We start from the raw sequence: 18,295 nt of genomic DNA on the forward strand, positions 1-18,295 counted from the left end.
TGGCGGTTCGGCTGGCAAACACTATTGCAACTAACAATCATTCTCGTTAAGAGTTCGATCGAATATTACCCCATGCAGGACACGGCTTCCGAAACGACCACTCACGGAACTCCCAAGCGGGGGCTTTTCGTCCGGGAGCCTGGCGTCGCAGGTTCGTTGCGTCCACGAACAAGAAATTGCTTCGCGCACGGTGACAAGACGGCGCCAGCACGGCACTGCCCCGCCCAAGAAGATGATGGGGTGCAGCGGCGGATGGCGCCGTGCGGCCACGTTCCGCGGATTCCGGTGCCGCGTCGCAGGGTTCCTGCGCCCCGGATTCCACTAGGCTGGTGCGCACCATGGACTACAGGAATACCACCCACCAGACCGGCGGCCGGGAACGGGCGATTGGCGAAGATTCGCGGCCCGGGGAAGACGAATTCCGCGTCGACATCGAGCGCATCCGCTTCTCCCCTTATTTCTCGCGGCTCTCGGCGGTCACCCAGGTGATCCCGCAGGCCGGCGCCGGCACCGTGGTGCACAACCGGCTCACCCACTCGCTGAAGGTCTCCGCGGTGGCACGCTCCATTGCCATCGGGTTGCGCAATGTCGACGAGCCCACGCGCACGCTGGTGGCCGATCTCGGCGGCTGCGATCCCGTCGTGGTGCAGGCGGCCGCTGCCGCCCACGACCTGGGCCACCCGCCCTTTGGGCATCTGGGCGAACAGGAACTGGACCGGGCGGCCCGTCAGATCCTCGGGTTGCCCGACGGGTTTGAGGGCAACGCCCAAAGTTTCCGCATCCTCACCGCGCTGGACAGCTGCGACGCGAGCCCGCGCGGGCTGAACCTGACCCGTGCTGTGCGTGCGGCGGTGCTGAAGTACCCCTGGACCCGCAACGAATGGCGTTCCCTGCCGGCTCGGTCCCCGGAACTTCTGCCGCGCGGCGTGGGCCTCGGCGATGGAAACGCCGCCTTGAAATACTCGGCCTACGACATCGAGGCCGCCGAGATGCGTGACGTTCTTTCCGTTTTCCCGCAGATCGCCGAGCACCAACAGACCCTGGAATGCTCGGTCATGGACATCGCCGATGACATCGCCTACGCGGTGCACGACCTGGATGACTTTTATCGTGCAGGGGTGCTGCAGTATTCCCCGGTGTCCGCCGAGCTGCGGCACTGGCTTGATTCCGGCGCCGAGTTGGCCAGGCTCGATGTGTGCGAACTGGACCAGCGCCTGCCCGGCCACGGGCTCGAGCGCACTTGGCGGCGGGTTGCCGCCAAAGACCCGTGGATAGCCAATGCCGACGCCTTCCGCGCCTCGGTGCAGCGCGTTGGCCATGACCTGGTCGAAGGGCTGCTGTCCCTGCCCTATGACGGCGGACTTGACGCCGACCGCGCAGTCACCGCCTTCACCCGGCGCTGGATCGACAGGCTCCAGGCCTCGATCGCGGTGGAGAAGGACCCCGTGATTCGCAGCGGGCACGTCCGCTTGGCTGACGAGGCCTGGCACGACGTGGTGGTGCTCAAGTTCGTGCACGAGCGCTTTGTTCTGGAACGCTCCGACCTGGCGCTATACCAGCGCGGACAGACCCGCATCATCAGGTCGCTGGCCGAGGGCCTGGCCGCGTGGCTGGATGATCCACAGGATGCAGCCCGCGCACCGCGCAGGCTGCTGGACTCCGTCGAGGCGGCAACCGGCGAATACCGCCAGCTCTATTCCGAGACCTCCGGACCGCTTCCGGATTCCTCACGCAGGGAGATCGAGCGGCTGGGACGGGCCCGGGCCATCGTCGACTACATTGCCTCGTTCACCGACGCGCAGGCCGCCTCCGTCAATGCCCTGCTCACCGGCACCTCGGAGAGCATCTGGGAAGTCGGACGCGGGTTGTAGATGCGTGACAGCCGTTCAATCGCGGAAGGCGGGAGAAAAATGGTGGATGTTTTCTCCCGCCTTCGACACTGATGAAAGAGGTTCCATGGACTGCGTGATGCCGTTGCGGATCTTGGAAGCCGTGAGGCTGCTGCACCGCATGGGCTATGGCGGGCTGAGATTCAATCCCGGGCTCAGCGCCTCGGGCATGTTCTGGCGCATCGCACTGTTTTCCCAGGATTCACTGGATGTAAGCGGGGATGCCACTGAGCCAATCGGGGATGAACAGTGCCTGCGCTATTCAAATGGCGAAGGATACGAATTCAATGCACGTCAGTTCCCCGAAGACGTCGGCCATGTCACGGTCGCCGAGGAAATCCTCGCCGCATTGCCCAAACTGCAGCGAAGCGATCCGCGGAATGCCAATGATCGGGCGTACACGGAATGGTTTGCACGTCTCCTTCCGTTGGTGAAGAGCACATCCGGCCTGCCGATTGCCTACTGGGACTCCTATGGAGAGGACAAGGGCTGGAAGCTGGCATGGCCCGTTGACCGGTATGTGGAGTCACCGCCCGACAACCAGGCAATTCCCACACCGAAAAAAGACGAGCACTATGTCCTTGGGCTATGCGACGAGATCTTGGGCGAAGGACATGTCAGCCAGATGACGTTCGGATGGTTGCGTGGCGATCCTTCGCTGGCCACCGGCAAGCGCTCGAAGCTCCCGGTCGACGGCTTTTGGCGTACGCACGGGATCGTCGTGGAATTCCACGAGCGCCAACACAGCGAACCTGTTCCGTTCTTCGATGACAAGATCACGGCAACGGGAATGACCCGCGGCGAACAGCGCAAACTCTATGACCGTCGCAAAGCTGAACTTATCCCCCAAAACGGGTCGATATTGATAGTGATCGAGCAGAGTGATTTCCCACTGCAGAAAAACAAGATCGCCCGCGACCATGACCGGGACCTGCGCATCGTCAGGCGCCGTCTCTCCGCATTCCTACGCTGAATGCACGAATGCCGCCTAACCACTTTGCAGTGGTTACGCGGCATTCGTTTCCCAGTGAGACTACTTCTTGAGCAGTTCCAGTGCGGTGTTCAACGTCGTGGACGGACGCATGATGGCTGCGACCTTCTCCTCGACCGGGCGGTAGTAGCCACCCAGGTCGACAGGGGCACCCTGCACGGCGGCGAGCTCGGCCACGATGGCTTCCTCGTTGCCGCCCAGTGCCTCGGAGACGGCCTTGAAGGCAGCTGCCAGCTCGGTGTCCTTGGTCTGTGCCGCCAGTTCCTCTGCCCAGTACTTGGCCAGGTAGAAGTGGCTGCCGCGGTTGTCCAGCTCGCCGGCCTTGCGCTTGGGCGACTTGTTCTCCAGCAGGAAGGTGCCGGTTGCGGCATCCAGGGTGTCTGCCAGGATCTGCGCGCGAGCGTTGTCCGAGGTGTTGGCCAGGTGCTCGAAGGAGACGGCCAGGGCCAGGAACTCGCCCAGGGAATCCCAGCGCAGGTGGTTTTCGTTCACCAGCTGCTGCACGTGCTTCGGGGCCGAGCCGCCGGCACCGGTCTCGAACAGTCCGCCACCGGCGATCAGCGGCACGATGGAAAGCATCTTGGCGCTGGTGCCCAGTTCGAGGATCGGGAACAGGTCGGTGAGGTAGTCGCGCAGCACGTTGCCGGAAACCGAGATGGTGTCCTCGCCGCGGCGTATGCGATCGATGCTGTACTTGGTGGCATCGACCGGCGAGAGGATCTCGATGGTCAGGCCCTCGGTGTCGTGGTCCTTCAGGTACTCGTTGACCTTGGAGATCAGCACGGCGTCGTGCGCGCGGGTCTCGTCCAGCCAGAACACGGCAGGGGTGGCCGAGGCGCGGGCGCGGTTGACGGCCAGCTTGACCCAGTCGCGCACCGGCACGTCCTTGGTCTGGCAGGCGCGCCAGATGTCACCCGGGAAGACCTGGTGTTCGATGAGCACGCCGCCGGTGGCGTCCAGGATCTGGACGTGGCCGGCTGACTTGATCTCGAAGGTCTTGTCGTGGGAGCCGTATTCCTCGGCAGCCTGGGCCATCAGGCCGACGTTCGGGACGGTGCCCATGGTGGTCGGATCGTAGGCACCGTTGGCGCGGCAGTCGTCGATGACGACCTGGTAGATGCCCGAGTAGGAGGAGTCCGGCAGAACTGCCAGGGTGTCGCGTTCCTTGCCCTCTGCATCCCACATGTGGCCCGAGGTGCGGATCATGGCGGGCATGGAGGCATCGACGATGACGTCCGAGGGTACGTGCAGGTTGGTGATGCCCTTATCGGAGTCCACCATGGCTACTGCGGGGCCCTCTTCGAGGCCCTTGGCGATCAGTGCCTCGACGCCGGCGCGCACCTCGTCGGAGAGCTCGTCGAGCCCGCCGAGGATGGCGGCAAGGCCGTTGTTCGGGTTCAGGCCTGCTGCTTCAAGCTGCTCGCCGTAGGTCTCGAACAGCTCGGAGAAGTAGGCCTTGACGACATGGCCGAAGATGATCGGGTCCGAGACCTTCATCATGGTGGCCTTCAGGTGTGCGGAGAACAGCACGTCTTCGGCCTTGGCACGGGCAACCGCGTCCTTGAGGAACTTGTTCAGCGACGCGGCGTGCATGACGGTGCCGTCGATGATTTCGTCCTTCAGCACCGGCAGGGCCTTCTTCAGGACCTTGACGTTGCCGTCTTCGCCGACGAAGCGGATCGAGAGGTTCTGGGGGTTGTCGATGACAACGGACTTCTCGTTGGCACGGAAGTCATCCTCGGTCATGGTGGCGACGTTGGTCTTGGAGTCAGCGGACCAGGCACCCATGGTGTGCGGGTTCTTGCGGGCGTAGTTCTTCACGCTCAACGGTGCGCGGCGGTCGGAGTTGCCCTCGCGCAGCACCGGGTTCACGGCGGAACCCTTGATCTTGTCGTAGCTTGCGCGAATTTCGGTTTCCTCGTCCGAGGACGGGTTGTCCGGGTAGTCCGGAAGCGCATAGCCGGCGGCCTGCAGTTCGGCAATGGCTGCCTTGAGCTGCGGGATGGAGGCCGAAATGTTCGGCAGCTTGATGATGTTTGCATCCGGGCTCTTGGCCAGGGCGCCGAGCTCGGCCAATGCGTCGGGAATCTGCTGCTCTGCAGTGAGGTGGTCGCCAAAGGCGGAAATGATGCGGCCGGCCAACGAGATGTCGCGCGTCTCGATCTCTACACCCGCGGTCGAGGCGTATGCTTCGACAATCGGCAGGAACGAGTGGGTTGCCAGCATCGGAGCTTCGTCGGTGTGGGTATAAATAATCTTGGCCATAGGTGCGGCGTCTCCCTGAACGGTCTTCTCGGATATGAATGGTCCGACTTGATCTCAACAGCCCTAACTTACCCGATTTACTGCGCCCGGACACTTTTTGTGGCGAGACTCCCCTTCTCCCCCGGACCCTTTTCACCCCGAAAAGCCGGGCCAATCGGGACCGCGGCGGCACACCCGCGTTAAGTTAACCCCTCATAACTGAACCGCGGACACCCCTCCCTCAGGTGCCTGGGAACAGCTTCCCCAGCTCACGTACGGTTTCATCGAAGAGCGCCAGCGGATCGGAGTCCACCCCGTCGAATTCCTGGCGAGCGAATGATTGCCAGGCCACCCGCCAAGCGGCCGTCACCACCTCGGCAACCAAGAGCGCCTGGATCGGCCGCAGCGGGCCCCGTTGCGCCAACGACGCACTAAGCCCCTCGACAAGGTTTCGCTCCTGGCGCGTGGCAACCCGCATCATCTCCGGTTCCTGGACCATCAGTCGGGAAATCCTGCGGAAGTCGCTCTCTGCAACCTCCAGGGCGAAGAGCTCGCGGCACACGGCCAACAGGTCACCCAGGATCCCGGCGGCATTGCCATGCCGGCTTTCGCAGGCCACCAGGGCGTCGATCAGGCCCTGCTGGCCGGGCATGAGGGCATGTTCCTTGGAAGAGTAGTAGCGAAAGACGGTGCGCTCGGAAATGCCCACGCGTGCGGCGATGTCGCCGATCGTGGTGGCATCCATCCCCTTCTCTTCCACGAGGTCCAGCGTGGCACCCTGGATCTCGCGCAGCATTTGGGCGCGATGCTCTTCACGGATACCCATGGCTCAGCTCTTTTCTTGAATCGGAGGCGCTCCCGGATAGGCGCGGGGCTCACCACACTATATTTCATGTCACACTATGACAGAATTTGCTTACCAAAGCTGTCAGACCATGACATGATTTTATTCGTTCAAATCTTACAGAAGAGGTAGCTTCCGATGGCTCTGTCCACAGAAGACACGATTTCCCCGCCTGCAGCTCCTGCGCGGCAGGCTCCGCCCACCCTGCCCACCAAGCAACTCGTCGGCATCATCGGCTCCCTCGCGCTCGCCGCGTTCCTGATGATCCTGAACGAAACGGTGCTCAGCGTCGCCCTCCCGGCGATCATGGTGGACCTTTCCGTGTCGGCAGCCGCCGGCCAGTGGCTGACCACCGGTTTCCTGCTGACAATGTCCGTGGTCATCCCGACCACAGGCTATCTGTTGCAGCGCTTCAGCTCCCGGAGCCTATTCATTTTCGCGCTGTCCAGCTTTCTGGTCGGCACCTTGCTCGCGGTCTTCGCGCCAAGCTTCGCGGTGCTGTTGGTCGCCCGCATCATCCAGGCCATCGGCACCGCCATTGTGCTTCCGTTGCTGATGACCACCACCCTGATGCTGGTGCCCGTGCACAAGCGCGGCGCCATCATGGGCCTGAACTCGATCGTCATCTCCGTCGGTCCCGCCATTGGACCGACGGTTTCCGGCGCAATCGTCAACGCCTTCACCTGGCACTACATCTTCATCCTGATGGCACCGCTGGCTGTGGTCATCCTGGTACTGGGGATCATCTTCATCAAGCTCCCGTCCCACGCCCGCAAGATTCCGCTCGATGTCCTTTCGGTCGTGCTTTCCGCGCTTGCCTTCGGCTTCCTGGTCTACGGCATCTCCAGCCTTGAGCACGCCGCCGACAACCTGCTCGTCACCGTCGCTTCCTTCGCCATCGGACTGGTCTCCCTGGCTTTGTTCATCAAGCGCCAGGTTCGGCTGACCCGCGTCGGCAAGGAGCTGCTGAACCTCACTCCCTTCAAGACCCGGACCTTCACCTTCTCGGTGGTGATGATCATGATCGCGATGGGCACCCTGCTGGGCACCATCGTGATGGTCCCGATCATCCTTGAATCCGGTGCCGGCTTCACCACCCTGTCCATCGGCATGATGCTGCTCCCCGGCGGTCTGGCCCAGGCGGTCGTTGCACCGATCTTCGGGCGCATCTACGACCGTTTCGGTCCCCGCCCGGTCCTCATTCCGGGTGCCGCCATGCTGGCGCTGGGCCAGTGGATGTACGTCACCGTGGATTCCGAGACCGCGCTGTGGATGTTCATGGTCAACCACATCGTCTTCTCCATCGGCCTGGCCCTGCTGATGACCGGTCTGATGTCATCGGCCCTGGCCACCGTTGAGCCTCGCCTCTACGGCCATGGCTCGGCCATTTTCACCACCGGCCAGCAGCTCGGCGGTGCCATCGGCACCACCATTTTCGTGACCGTCATGTCGCTGCTCGCCGGTTCCAAGATGGAAGCAGGTTCGGATCTGGCCCACGCGCTGTTCTCCGGCGCGCACGTTGCCTTCATCGTCGGCGCCGTCCTGGCCACCGTTGGCCTGGTGATCTCCCCCTTCGTCAAGGTGGACAAGCAGCGATAGCGGCAGCATCGACCAAAGAGGCTGAACTCAGGCCCCGGGCGAATCAATCGTCCGGGGCCTCGGCACACCCCGGATCTTCGCGTCCTCTTTCCGTATCGGCACGGGACGCCGACCGGGGATCTTGAACGGATCACCATGGTGGGCGCATTGGGCCGGGGCATGCCCGGGTGACGGAGTCACGTACCACAGAGCTTCAGGCTTCCTACAATGCTGAAACGATCCAGATCACCAAGGCAATGGCCACCAGAACTCCCACGATTGTCCATACAAGGCCGCTTCCACGCATGTCCTTCACTTCCATTCTCTTGGTTGGTACCTCTCATCATCGGCTTACGAAACCCGCATATCAAGGTTTTGCACTGTGGTGCGCATGGCGCTCAACCTGATTTCACCGACGCCGTGGATCGCTCGTTTTCCCCACCATCGCATGACTCGATCTGCTCTCTTGGCGCGGTGCTGCGGGCTGTGCGGATGGGGATAACCTCGACCCCGTGACCGAATCCGCCGACCGGGTTCGGTGATGCATGGCAAGTTCCTGATCGACTGCCAGAACCGATGTGCTCGGACAGGTGAACAATGAGACCAAGTACCTGCCGGCAAACCAGGCAAACGGCGTGGAGACCAGCTCGGGAAATCGAAGGGGGAATTTGTTTTCGGGACCATATGTCTTCCGGTTTCCCCGCATCCAAACGACGGCTTAAACGGAAAGCTGCCGCCGGCGTTTGCCCCTGAAGGCGAAACGCCGGCGGCAGCCGGATCACTTGTTCCTAGTGGAAGAAGTGGCGTGCTCCGGTGAAGTACATGGTGATGCCCGCTGCGTTTGCTGCAGCAATGACCTCTTCATCACGGACCGAACCGCCGGGCTGCACCACTGCGCGCACACCGGCGTCCAGCAGGATCTGCAGGCCGTCGGCGAACGGGAAGAACGCATCCGAGGCTGCAACGGCGCCCTTGGCACGCTGTGCCGAGACGCCCTCGGCGCCCGAGGCCCCGCCCGCGGCATCCACGGTGGACTCGACGGTGACGCCCAGGGTGTTGGCGCGCTCGACCGCAAGCTTGCAGGAATCCACGCGGTTGACCTGGCCCATGCCGATGCCCACGGCGGCGCCGTTGTTGGCCAGCAGGATGGCGTTGGACTTCGCGGCACGCACAGCGGTCCAGGCGAAGGCCAAATCGGCCAGGGTGGCCTCGTCGGCAGCCTCGCCGGCCGCAAGGGTCCAGTTCGCCGGGTCGTCGCCGTCGGCGTCGACCTTGTCGGACACCTGGACCAGCACGCCGCCGGAAACCTGGCGGATTTCGGCCGGGTAGCGGCCGTAGCCCTCGGGCAGTGCCAGCAAGCGGATGTTCTTCTTCTTGGAGAGGATCTCCACGGCTTCGGGTTCGAAGGCCGGAGCGATGACGACCTCGGTGAAGATGTCCTTGACCGTGTTGGCCATGCCCGCGGTCACGGTGCGGTTTGCGGCAATGACGCCGCCGAAGGCCGAAAGCGGATCGGTGGCGTGCGCCTTGGCGTGCGCGTCGGCGATCGGGTCCGCGGCATCGGCGGAGGCCACTGCGACGCCGCAGGGGTTGGCGTGCTTGATGACCGCAACTGCCGGTGCATCGAAGTCGAAGGCGGCGCGCAGCGCTGCATCGGCGTCGACGTAGTTGTTGTAGCTCATGGCCTTGCCGTGCAGCTGGTCAGCCTGGGCGATGCCCGCCGGGGCAGCCTTGTCCACGTAGAGGGCTGCCTGCTGGTGCGGGTTTTCGCCGTAGCGCAGGACCTCTGAGCGTTCCAGGGCCAGGCCCGAGTACGCGGGCCAGTCGATGACTCCGTCGCCGTCCTCGTCGAGGAACTGTGCCGCGGTCCACGAGGCGACAGCGGTGTCATAGGCGGCGGTGTGTGCAAAGGCCTTGGCGGCCAAGCGCTGGCGGGACTTCAGATCGAAGCCGCCGGCCGCGGCCGCCGCAATGACGGCGCCGTAGGCGGCGGGGTCCACGACGATGGACACGGCGGCGTGGTTCTTGGCCGCCGAGCGCACCATGGCAGGGCCCCCAATGTCGATCTGCTCCACGACGTCGTCCATGGCGGCGCCGGAGCGCACGGTGTCGACGAATGGGTAGAGGTTCACCACTACCAAGTCGAAGGCCTCGATCTGCATGTCTTCGAGGGTCTTCATGTGCTCCGGGACGCGGCGGTCGGCCAGGATGCCGCCGTGCACGCGCGGGTGCAGGGTCTTGACGCGGCCGTCAAGCATCTCCGGCGAGCCGGTGACTTCCTCGACCTCGGAGACCGGGATCCCCGCGGCCGCAATGCGCTTGGCGGTGGAGCCGGTGGAAACCAGTGCGACGCCTGCCGCATGCAGGCCCGCTGCCAGCTCCTCCAATCCGCTCTTGTCGTAGACGGAAATCAGTGCCCGGCGAATCGGGACGCGATCAAGGACGGTCTGGCTCACAAAAGTCTCCCAGGGTGCGGTTTGAGGGGGGTGCTATGCCCCATCTTATCCCGCACCCAGTTGGGGGACTTCTTGTGTGGCGCGGTGGTTACTTGATCATCTCCCCCGCGGGAGTGACTACGTACCAGACGTCGTTCAGGCCCTGGCCCAATACATCGCCCGGCTTGGTGTCCTTGGCGAAGTAGTACAGCGGCATGCCGTTGAGCGTGAGGTGCTTCTCACCCTCGGGGCTGTCGATGGTCCCGACTTCGCCGGTGACGCCCTCCACCACGGGGGTGTCTCCGCTGGCCACCGCGATCGGCCAAGCGACCAGGCAGTCGCCGGTGCACGCGCTGGTGGTGGTGTCCTTCTTGTCCTTGGTGAAGTAGTAGAGGCTCATCCCTTCACCGTCCACGACAATGGTGCCCAGGCTGGATTCGCCGGTCATCAGGTCGGGCGTTGAAGCCGCAGGGCTCGAAGCCGCGGCACTGGTCTCGGCCGGCGCCGTCGTTGCCGCCGTGCCCGGGGCTGCCGGAGAGTCGTCGTCGCCGGAAGCACAGCCGGAAAGCAGCAATGCGGCACCCAGCAGGACCGCAGCTGAAGACGCGAACGTCTTGTGATGAATACGGTTCATGATGCAATTCCTTACACTCGAAGGGCGAAACGGCACCCCGATTCCACGGGGCCAGAGCGCCCCGGGGAACATTCGGGCAGAACCGAGAGGGAACTCTTACCAGCTAAGACGCATCGACCGGGGACAAGGTTCATGCTTTTCAGAACTTTTTTTGCGCATACTTGAATCATGGTTGAACCGTTTGCAGTTCCGATGCGTCTCAGTTGGTGACCCGATGTTTCCGAAACGACTCACTGGAGCCCATGTGCCACTCGATGCGCAAGTGGTGTCGGACATCTACCGCGACCACGGAGACGCCCTGCGACGCTTCGTCCTGCGTGTAGCCAACGACCGGGACGAGGCCGACGACGTCGTGCAGGAAACCGTGCTCAAGGTGTGGAAGACCGCACCGGAGCTGACCGGTTCGCTGCGCAGCTACCTGTTTGCCACCGCCCGCAACGTGATCATCGACAGACACCGCCGGGCCGCGGCGCGGATTTCCGCCACCGCGCTCGGCGAGCAGGATCCCGAAGGCCCGGGCGTGCCTGTGGGCATGGAAGCTGTTTTGGACAGAATTCTCATGGAGGAGGCTTTGCTGCGTTTGACCCTCGAACACCGGCAGGTGGTGATCCACATGCATTATCTGGGCTCCACCGTGGCCCAAACGGCATCGAGCCTGGGGATCCCCCAGGGCACGGTGAAATCACGGGCGTACTACGCCATGCGGGCCCTGCGCGGGATCCTGGCGGAAATGGGAGTGGAACAGTGAACGAGCACATGAACCTGGGTGCCTACGTGCTGGGCGGACTCGACGCCGACGAGACACGGACCTTCGAGGCGCATCTTGCCGGCTGTGGGCAGTGCCGCCAGGAACTCTCCCTCTTCGCCCCGGTGTCGACGAGGCTTGGCGCTTTGGACGCGCAAGACGCCCGCGCCTTGCTGTTCGGGGACCACGCCATCCCGGAGGAAGGCCCCGGAGCTAGTCTCCTGGACCGGTTGCGGGAGAGGCGGCGAACCCGGCGGATCCTGTTGGGGTCGGCGGCAGCGGCGGCTGTCGCTGCATCAGTTGCCGGAGGCGTCTTCCTGGCACCCGTGCTGCGACCGGCACCGGCCCCGGATGCCACCTACGAGGTGGTCTCGGCAGCGGGACCGCGCGTGGACCTGGGACTCAATGCCAAGGCCTGGGGCACCGAGCTCCAATTCAGGGGAACCGAGTTGCCCACCAGCGGGACGCTGTCCTTGTGGGTGGTGGACGAATCGGGGGAAGTCGACCGTGCCAGCTCCTGGAACGCCACCAAGACGGGCACTGCCCGCGTGAGCGGCGCGGTGCCCACCGAAATGGGGAGAATTTCTGCGATCCAGCTGCGCGACGTGGACTCCAGGATCCTCGCGGAGCTCAAGCTTCCCGGGGATCCTTCGAGCCTGTCGAGCTAATGCGCGAGTTCCGGGAAGTGCTTGGCCAGCTGGGATTCAGTGAGGCACCTGCGCAGGAGCGCATCGCCGTGCTCCTCGTCGGAGAGGTAGACCACCACATCCGAGTTTCGACCCACGGCCAGGGCGGAGCGCAGTGACTCGGTGACGCGGATGAGCATTTCGTAGTACAGGCGGTTGGTCCGTTCCCATCCGTGGTCCTTGGCCACGTCGGTCAACGCCTGGCTCCACAGCGCCGTGGCCGATTCGTCAAAGAGCTCGATGGGGCTCCACTGCCAATCCGAGGGGTTCCACTTTGAGGAATAGTAGCCCTGTTCGGCATCGGAGGTCAGGGCGTCGAATTCCTTGAGGACCGCGTCAATGTCTTCGTCGTCGTCATCCTCGTCCACGTAAACGTCGTCATCCTCGTCGTCATCGTCCGAGTCATCGTCATCGGTGTCGTCGTTGTCATGCAGATGGACGTCCCGGTCGGACCCGTCATCGTCGGCATCGGGCCGTTCTTCGAAGTCTTCGGCTTCGTCCTCGTCCTCGAAGTCCTCGGCATCCGGTTCCTCGACGTTGACGCTGAGGGCACGGGTCAGGGCTTCTTCGGAGTTCAGTGCGAGCACAGGCAAATCGATGTGGTCGGTTTCGTCGGCGCTCACCCCGTCGAGGGCAATGGCATAGAACACTTCGTCCGGGTGACGGTCAATTATTTCCTCCGCCTGGCGAAGAGCCGACACCCGTATCGCCTCTTCGAGAGCGGTCCAATCTACTCCCATATCCAGAGCCTACCCCGGGTTGCCCCGCACCGGAACAGCCCCGGCACAAGGGGCTTCGCCGAATTTTCCCGGGCCGAAAAGATACCGATCCACGAAACGCCAAGCCACAAAATGTCAAGGGCTATTCTGTGGTTTGCCGATTCAGCGCGTAGCGTTGTTGCTGGCGCCGGAGCACGTTTTCCGCCGGTGCCGCAATTGCCACATTGTTGCCGCGGTTGGACCCGTCCCGCGCCAGACCGCTCCTGTCCGAAAGCCAAGCACAGATGAACAATTACTTGAAGCTACCCACCGGCGAGTCGGTCGTCCAGAACCTCCCGTGGAAGTGGGGCGTGCAAGGGAAGATCTTCATCATTGGCGGGCTCGGGTTCATGTTCGACGCCTGGGATGTCACGCTCAATGGCGCCTTGATCCCCCTGGTCGCCGCGGAGTGGGGTCTGGACAGGACCACCGCGGCGCTGCTGGGCACCGGAAACCTGCTGGGCATGGCCCTGGGCGCCTTCCTCTGGGGCACCATCGCGGACAAGATCGGCCGTAAAAAGGCCTTTACCTGGACATTGTTAATCTTCTCGATCTTCACCGTTGCCGGCGCCCTGGCCCCGAGCTTTGCGTGGTTTGTGGCCTTCCGCTTCATCGCCGGGGTGGGACTGGGCGGCTGCATCCCGGTGGACTACGCTCTGGTGGGTGAATTCACGCCCGCCAAGCAACGCGGCCGGGTGCTCACGGCCATGGACGGCTGGTGGCCGGTGGGCGCAGCCCTCTCATTCTTCATTTCCGGTTGGGTCCAGGCGACCACCGGAAACTGGCGGCTCATCCTGGCAGTCATGGTGCTCCCTGCATTGATGGTCTTCTGGGTCCGCCGCAGCGTTCCGGAGTCCCCGCTCTATTTGGTCCGCAAGGGCCAGCGGGATGAGGCAGCGAAGGTCATTGACGACTTGGTCGCCCGCACCGGGGTACCTGCACAGTCCTACACCCTTCCGGAACCGGAGGCCGCCCCTCGATTGTCCCCCGGTTCCTGGCTTGAGCAGCTCGTGAAGATCTGGCGTTTCAGCCCACGGATCACCCTGGTTTCGTGGTCGCTGTTCCTAACCATCCTGCTGGTCTACTACCTGGCCCTGACGTGGATGCCGTCGATCCTGGCGGACACGGGCATGGTGCAGTCCACCGCGTTCTTCATGACGTCGGTGATGGCCCTGATGGGCCTGATCGGCGTGGTCATTGCCGCGCTGTTGGTGGAACGGGTCGGCCGCAAGTGGTTGCTGGGCATCACCGGTCCGTTGTCAGCCCTCATCCTGGTCATGGTCGCGGTGACACTCAATGCACCCGCGTTGGCGCTGCTCTGGTTGCTGGTCTTTGGTGTAGTCGTACAGATCGCCATCCCGGTGCTGTACGCCTACGTGTCCGAGCTTTACCCGACCGAGCTGCGCGGGTCGGGCTTCGGCTGGGCATCTTCGTTCAGCCGCCTGGGCGCCGGATTCGGACCGCTGGTCTTCGCCTCATTGTGGCCGGTGGTTGGACTGGGCAATTTGTTCATGGCGGCAGGGGTCCTGGTGCTGGGCGCTGTCATCCTGATGGCATTCTTCGCCCCCGAGACCAAGGGCCGGGCCCTGCAGTAGATTCCGAGCCACTGCCCTGCAGTGGATTCCGAACCACCCCTGTGGCCCCTGGGCCTGCCCAGAGCGCCCGGTATGCTGCCGGAGCTATCGGTTAGTCTGGATTCATAGGTCAACCCCCGAATTTTCTTGGAGTCTGCGGCATCACCGCCAAGATGAGGCCGCAGGACGTCGGAGCCCGCAGTCTCAATCGGGCTGCGAAGCGCCGGCCAATGCCCCACACCGCTTTTTCCGAGCAAGGATTCATCAAGGGCCAAAGCCCGGCGAAAGGCATCCATGCATGATGACATTCCGTTGACCCTTGGACGCGTCAATCGAGTCCTCGAGGAACGCATTCGCCCGGCCATCCACCCGGTTTTGATCCCGCTTGACGTTGGCTGGTTTGAGCTTCCGGGCGAGCCCATCGCGCCGGCGGACGCCTTGGGCCTGGAGTACACCGATTACCAGGTCGGCACTCCCTGGGGCGCAGCATGGGGAACCACCTGGTTCCGCCTGCGCGGAACGGTTCCCTCCTCCTGGGCCGGCAAGCGCGTCGAGGCCCTGGTCGACCTTGGCTTCGACCAGACCCTGACGGGCTTCCAGTGCGAGGGGCTGGTCTACCGCGGGAACGGCACCACCGTGAAAGCGATCAATCCGCGCAACCAGTGGATCCCCGTCGCGGATCCCGCCGCGGGCGAAGAGTCCGTCGAGTACTTCCTCGAAGCCGCAGCCAACCCGGTGCTGCTTGGCCACCACCCGTTCCAGCCCACCGCCGAAGGCGATATCCGGAGCTCGTCCTCGCGCAAGATCTACGCCACCGGTCGCATGGACCTGGCGATCTTCGAGCCGGAGGTCCACGAGCTTGCCCTGGACCTTGAGGTGCTGCTCGAGCTCCAGGCCGAATTGCCCCAGGGTCCGCGCCGGATGCGCATCCTGCAGGCCATGGACAACGCGCTGGATGGGCTCGACCTGCAGCGCATCACCGAAACCGCGCCGGATGCCCGCACCGAACTGGTGGAAGTGCTTTCCAGTCGCGCCGATGAGAGCGCCCACCACATTTCCGCGGTGGGACACTCCCACATCGATTCGGCCTGGTTGTGGCCGGTGCGCGAGACCATCCGCAAAGTCGCCCGCACCTGCTCCTCCATGGTGGAAATGCTCGGCATGGACAAGGATTTCCTCTACGGCATGTCCAGCGCGCAGCAGTACGCCTGGCTCAAGGAACACCGCCCGGAGGTCTACGACAAGGTCAAGGAAGCAGTGGCATCCGGCCGTTTCCTTCCCCTGGGCGGCATGTGGGTCGAGTCCGACACCGTCATGCCTTCCGGCGAGTCCCTGGTGCGCCAGTTCCACTACGGCCAGAAGTTCTTCCGCGAGGAATTCGGCGTCACCTGCGCCGGCGTGTGGCTGCCGGACTCCTTCGGCTACTCCCCTGCCCTGCCGCAGCTGATGCGCCGTGCCGGCTTCGAGTGGTTCTTCACCCAGAAGATCTCCTGGAACCAGCAGAACACGTTCCCGCACCACAGCTTCCTCTGGGAAGGTATCGATGGCTCGCGCGTGTTCAGCCACTTCCCGCCCATGGACACCTACAACGCGCAGCTTTCGGGCGAAGAGGTGGCCCGTGCCGCGCGCCAGTTCCGCGAGTCCCGCCACGCGACCGGATCGATAGCCCCGGTGGGTTGGGGAGACGGCGGCGGCGGCACCACCCGCGAGATGACCGGCAAGGCACGCCGCCTTGCCGACCTCGAGGGAAGCCCCACCGTGAGGTGGGAGCACCCCGACGCGTTCTTCGCCCGCGCCAAGGCCGAGTTGGAGAACCCTCCGGTGTGGGTGGGCGAGCTCTACCTGGAGCTACACCGTGCAACGCTTACCTCCCAGCACCGGACCAAAGAGGGCAACCGGCGCACCGAACTGCTGCTGGTGGAGGCCGAGCTGTGGTCGGCAACAGCAGCCGTGTCCTCCCGCTTTGCATACCCGTATGCCGAAATCGACGCATTGTGGAAGCAGATTCTGCTCCACCAGTTCCACGACATCCTGCCGGGCACCTCCATCGCGTGGGTCCACCGCGAGGTCGTGGCCGAGTACGCCACGGTGACCCAGCGCGCCGAAGCCATCATTGCCGCGGCACAGGCAGCGCTGGTGGGCACCGGCGACACCGCGATCACCCTCAACGCGGCTCCGTTCACCCGCTCGGGCGTGCGCCCCGGCGCCGGGGCGGCAGTTGCCGATCTGGCGCCCGTCACCGACACCGTGACGGCCACCGAGACCGCGGAGGGCTTCGTGCTCTCCAACGACCTGGTCTCCGTCGCGATTTCGCGCGAGGGACTGATCACCTCCGCCATAGACCACCTCAGCGGCCGCGAGACCATCGCCGCCGGCAAGGAAGCGAACCTGTTGCAGATGCACCAGGACTTCCCGAACAAGTGGGACGCCTGGGACGTGGAAAAGTACTACCGCAACCAGGTCACCGACCTGCGCGAACTGGATGCGATCAGCCTGTCCACGGATGCCGACGGCACCGCGCGCGTGGTCGTTGAGCGCAGTTTTTCCGCCTCGACCCTGCGCCAGGATTTGACCCTGGCACCGGGTTCGCGGGTACTGCAGATCGAGCAGGCCACTGACTGGCACGAGACAGAGAAGTTCCTGAAGGTCGCCTTCCCACTCGACATCCGCGCGGAGCACACCATCGCCGAAACCCAGTTCGGCTACCAAAAGCGCGTCACCCACGTGAACACCAGCTGGGAGGCCGCGAAGTTCGAGACCTCGATGCACCGCTTCGTGCTGGCCGAGGAGCCCGGCTTCGGCGCGGCGCTCATCAACGATTCCATCTACGGTTTCGATGTCACCCGGGATTCCACCGAGGCGGGGGTGACGACCAATGTGCGGCTCTCGCTGCTGCGCGCCCCGCGCTTCCCCGATCCGGAAACCGACCAGGGCCTCCAGAGCCACCGCTACGGCCTTGTTATCGGCGCCGACATCGCCTCCGCGACCGAGACCGGTGCGCTGCTGAACAGCGCCGAAAGCACGATCACCGGCGCCCACGGGTTCGATCCCTTGGTCTCCGTCGAGGGCACGGGCATCGTGCTCTCCAGCGTGAAGCTGGCGGGTGACCGCTCGGGCGATTTGGTCGTGCGCGTCTATGAATCCCTGGGGCGCCGAGCCGCCGGCACCGTGAACGTGCACCGGCCGGTGGAGTGTGCCTCGGTGACCACCCTGCTGGAGGATCCGATCGAAGGTCCCGGCGGGATGGCCGAACACACCGACGGCTCGGTCGCCATCGCACTGACGGCCTTCGAGGTGCGCACCTTGCGCTTCCGGCTCGGCGGCTAGCCCCCGTCCGGAGTGGCTACGCCTTCGCGGCCAGATCCGCCAGCGTGGCGATGAGCAGGCGGCGCTCGATCACCTTGATGCGCTCGTGCAAGGTTTCCTCGGTGTCGTCGTCCTGGATGGCCACGGCTTCCTGGCGCAGGATGGGTCCGGTGTCCACCCCGGCGTCGGCGATGTGCACGGTGCAGCCGGTGACCTTGACCCCGTAGGCCAGCGCGTCGCGGACCCCGTGGGCGCCCGGGAAGGAGGGCAACAGGGCCGGGTGGGTGTTGATGTAGGTGCCGTCGAAGGCGTTGATGAACTCTTCGCCGACAATGCGCATGAAGCCCGAGGACACCACGTAGTCGGGTTTGTAGGACAAGCATTTTTCGGTCAGTGCGTGGTTCCAGTCGGAGCGCTCGGCGAAGTCCTTGAAGTTCACCACGAAGGTCTCGATGCCGGCAGCGGCCGAGCGCTCGACGCCGAAGGTGCCGTGCTTGTCGGCGCCGACCGCCGCGATGTCCACATTTTCCAGCGACCCGTCGGCGACGGCGTCGATGACTGACTGGAGGTTGGACCCGGTGCCGGAGACAAGAACTACGATGCGCATGGGT

The 18,295-nt window shown here is 64.1% G+C and carries 13 protein-coding genes; 7 read left to right on the forward strand and 6 right to left on the reverse strand.

Annotated elements, in window-relative coordinates; all coding sequences use genetic code 11:
• Positions 1–338: 338 nt before the first annotated feature.
• Positions 339–1,871 carry a deoxyguanosinetriphosphate triphosphohydrolase family protein gene (locus tag OIU93_RS01820; protein ID WP_264268339.1) on the forward strand — a complete coding sequence of 511 codons (1,533 nt, stop codon included), beginning with the start codon at positions 339–341 and terminating at the stop codon, positions 1,869–1,871.
• Between the two features lie 46 nt (positions 1,872–1,917).
• Entirely contained in the window at positions 1,918–2,862 is a 945-nt protein-coding gene (locus OIU93_RS01825) for a hypothetical protein (RefSeq protein ID WP_264268340.1), read from the forward strand.
• Between the two features lie 60 nt (positions 2,863–2,922).
• Here the strand turns inward: OIU93_RS01825 and OIU93_RS01830 are convergent, their stop codons facing one another.
• Both OIU93_RS01830 and OIU93_RS01835 read right to left on the reverse strand, forming a co-directional pair.
• Complete coding sequence (locus tag OIU93_RS01830; RefSeq protein ID WP_264268341.1) at positions 2,923–5,145, reverse strand: NADP-dependent isocitrate dehydrogenase; 2,223 nt, start codon at positions 5,143–5,145, stop codon at positions 2,923–2,925.
• 220 nt (positions 5,146–5,365) lie between these two features.
• Positions 5,366–5,950 (reverse strand): TetR/AcrR family transcriptional regulator, encoded by a 585-nt coding sequence (locus tag OIU93_RS01835; protein WP_264268342.1) that lies wholly within the window; start codon positions 5,948–5,950, stop codon positions 5,366–5,368.
• Between the two features lie 156 nt (positions 5,951–6,106).
• Here OIU93_RS01835 and OIU93_RS01840 point away from each other — a divergent pair, with 156 nt between their 5' ends.
• A complete protein-coding gene (locus OIU93_RS01840; protein WP_264268343.1) occupies positions 6,107–7,567 on the forward strand; it encodes an MDR family MFS transporter in 1,461 nt (486 codons plus the stop codon).
• A gap of 767 nt (positions 7,568–8,334) precedes the next feature.
• Here the strand turns inward: OIU93_RS01840 and purH are convergent.
• Together purH and OIU93_RS01850 are read right to left on the reverse strand one after the other, a co-directional pair.
• Complete coding sequence (purH, locus tag OIU93_RS01845) at positions 8,335–10,002, reverse strand: bifunctional phosphoribosylaminoimidazolecarboxamide formyltransferase/IMP cyclohydrolase (RefSeq protein ID WP_264268344.1); 1,668 nt, start codon at positions 10,000–10,002, stop codon at positions 8,335–8,337.
• An 88-nt stretch (positions 10,003–10,090) separates the two neighbouring features.
• Positions 10,091–10,615, reverse strand: a complete 525-nt coding sequence (locus tag OIU93_RS01850) for a hypothetical protein (RefSeq protein ID WP_264268345.1) — start codon at positions 10,613–10,615, stop codon at positions 10,091–10,093.
• Positions 10,616–10,859: 244 nt separating this feature from the next.
• On the opposite strand from OIU93_RS01850, the gene OIU93_RS01855 reads away from it, so the two are divergent.
• Positions 10,860–11,363, forward strand: coding sequence for a sigma-70 family RNA polymerase sigma factor (locus OIU93_RS01855; RefSeq protein WP_264268617.1), 504 nt, complete (start codon positions 10,860–10,862; stop codon positions 11,361–11,363).
• A complete protein-coding gene (locus OIU93_RS01860) occupies positions 11,360–12,028 on the forward strand; it encodes a zf-HC2 domain-containing protein (RefSeq protein ID WP_264268346.1) in 669 nt (222 codons plus the stop codon). The genes OIU93_RS01855 and OIU93_RS01860 overlap by 4 nt, the downstream gene beginning before the upstream one ends.
• Here OIU93_RS01860 and OIU93_RS01865 read toward each other — a convergent pair.
• Positions 12,025–12,786: a DUF4303 domain-containing protein gene (locus OIU93_RS01865; protein WP_264268347.1), complete on the reverse strand. Its 762-nt coding sequence runs from the start codon at positions 12,784–12,786 to the stop codon at positions 12,025–12,027. The genes OIU93_RS01860 and OIU93_RS01865 overlap by 4 nt on opposite strands.
• A 263-nt stretch (positions 12,787–13,049) precedes the next feature.
• Here OIU93_RS01865 and OIU93_RS01870 point away from each other — a divergent pair, with 263 nt between their 5' ends.
• Both OIU93_RS01870 and OIU93_RS01875 read left to right on the forward strand, forming a co-directional pair.
• Positions 13,050–14,399: an MFS transporter gene (locus tag OIU93_RS01870; RefSeq protein WP_264268348.1), complete on the forward strand. Its 1,350-nt coding sequence runs from the start codon at positions 13,050–13,052 to the stop codon at positions 14,397–14,399.
• Positions 14,400–14,672: 273 nt separating this feature from the next.
• Positions 14,673–17,705 carry a glycoside hydrolase family 38 C-terminal domain-containing protein gene (locus OIU93_RS01875; RefSeq protein ID WP_264268349.1) on the forward strand — a complete coding sequence of 1,011 codons (3,033 nt, stop codon included), beginning with the start codon at positions 14,673–14,675 and terminating at the stop codon, positions 17,703–17,705.
• 16 nt (positions 17,706–17,721) lie between these two features.
• Here the strand turns inward: OIU93_RS01875 and purN are convergent, their stop codons facing one another.
• Positions 17,722–18,291 carry a phosphoribosylglycinamide formyltransferase gene (gene purN, locus OIU93_RS01880; RefSeq protein WP_264268350.1) on the reverse strand — a complete coding sequence of 190 codons (570 nt, stop codon included), beginning with the start codon at positions 18,289–18,291 and terminating at the stop codon, positions 17,722–17,724.
• Between the last annotated feature and the right edge of the window lie 4 nt (positions 18,292–18,295).

Origin of the sequence: Paeniglutamicibacter sp. ZC-3 (assembly GCF_025847175.2) — a bacterium.
Taxonomy (GTDB): domain Bacteria; phylum Actinomycetota; class Actinomycetes; order Actinomycetales; family Micrococcaceae; genus Paeniglutamicibacter; species Paeniglutamicibacter sulfureus.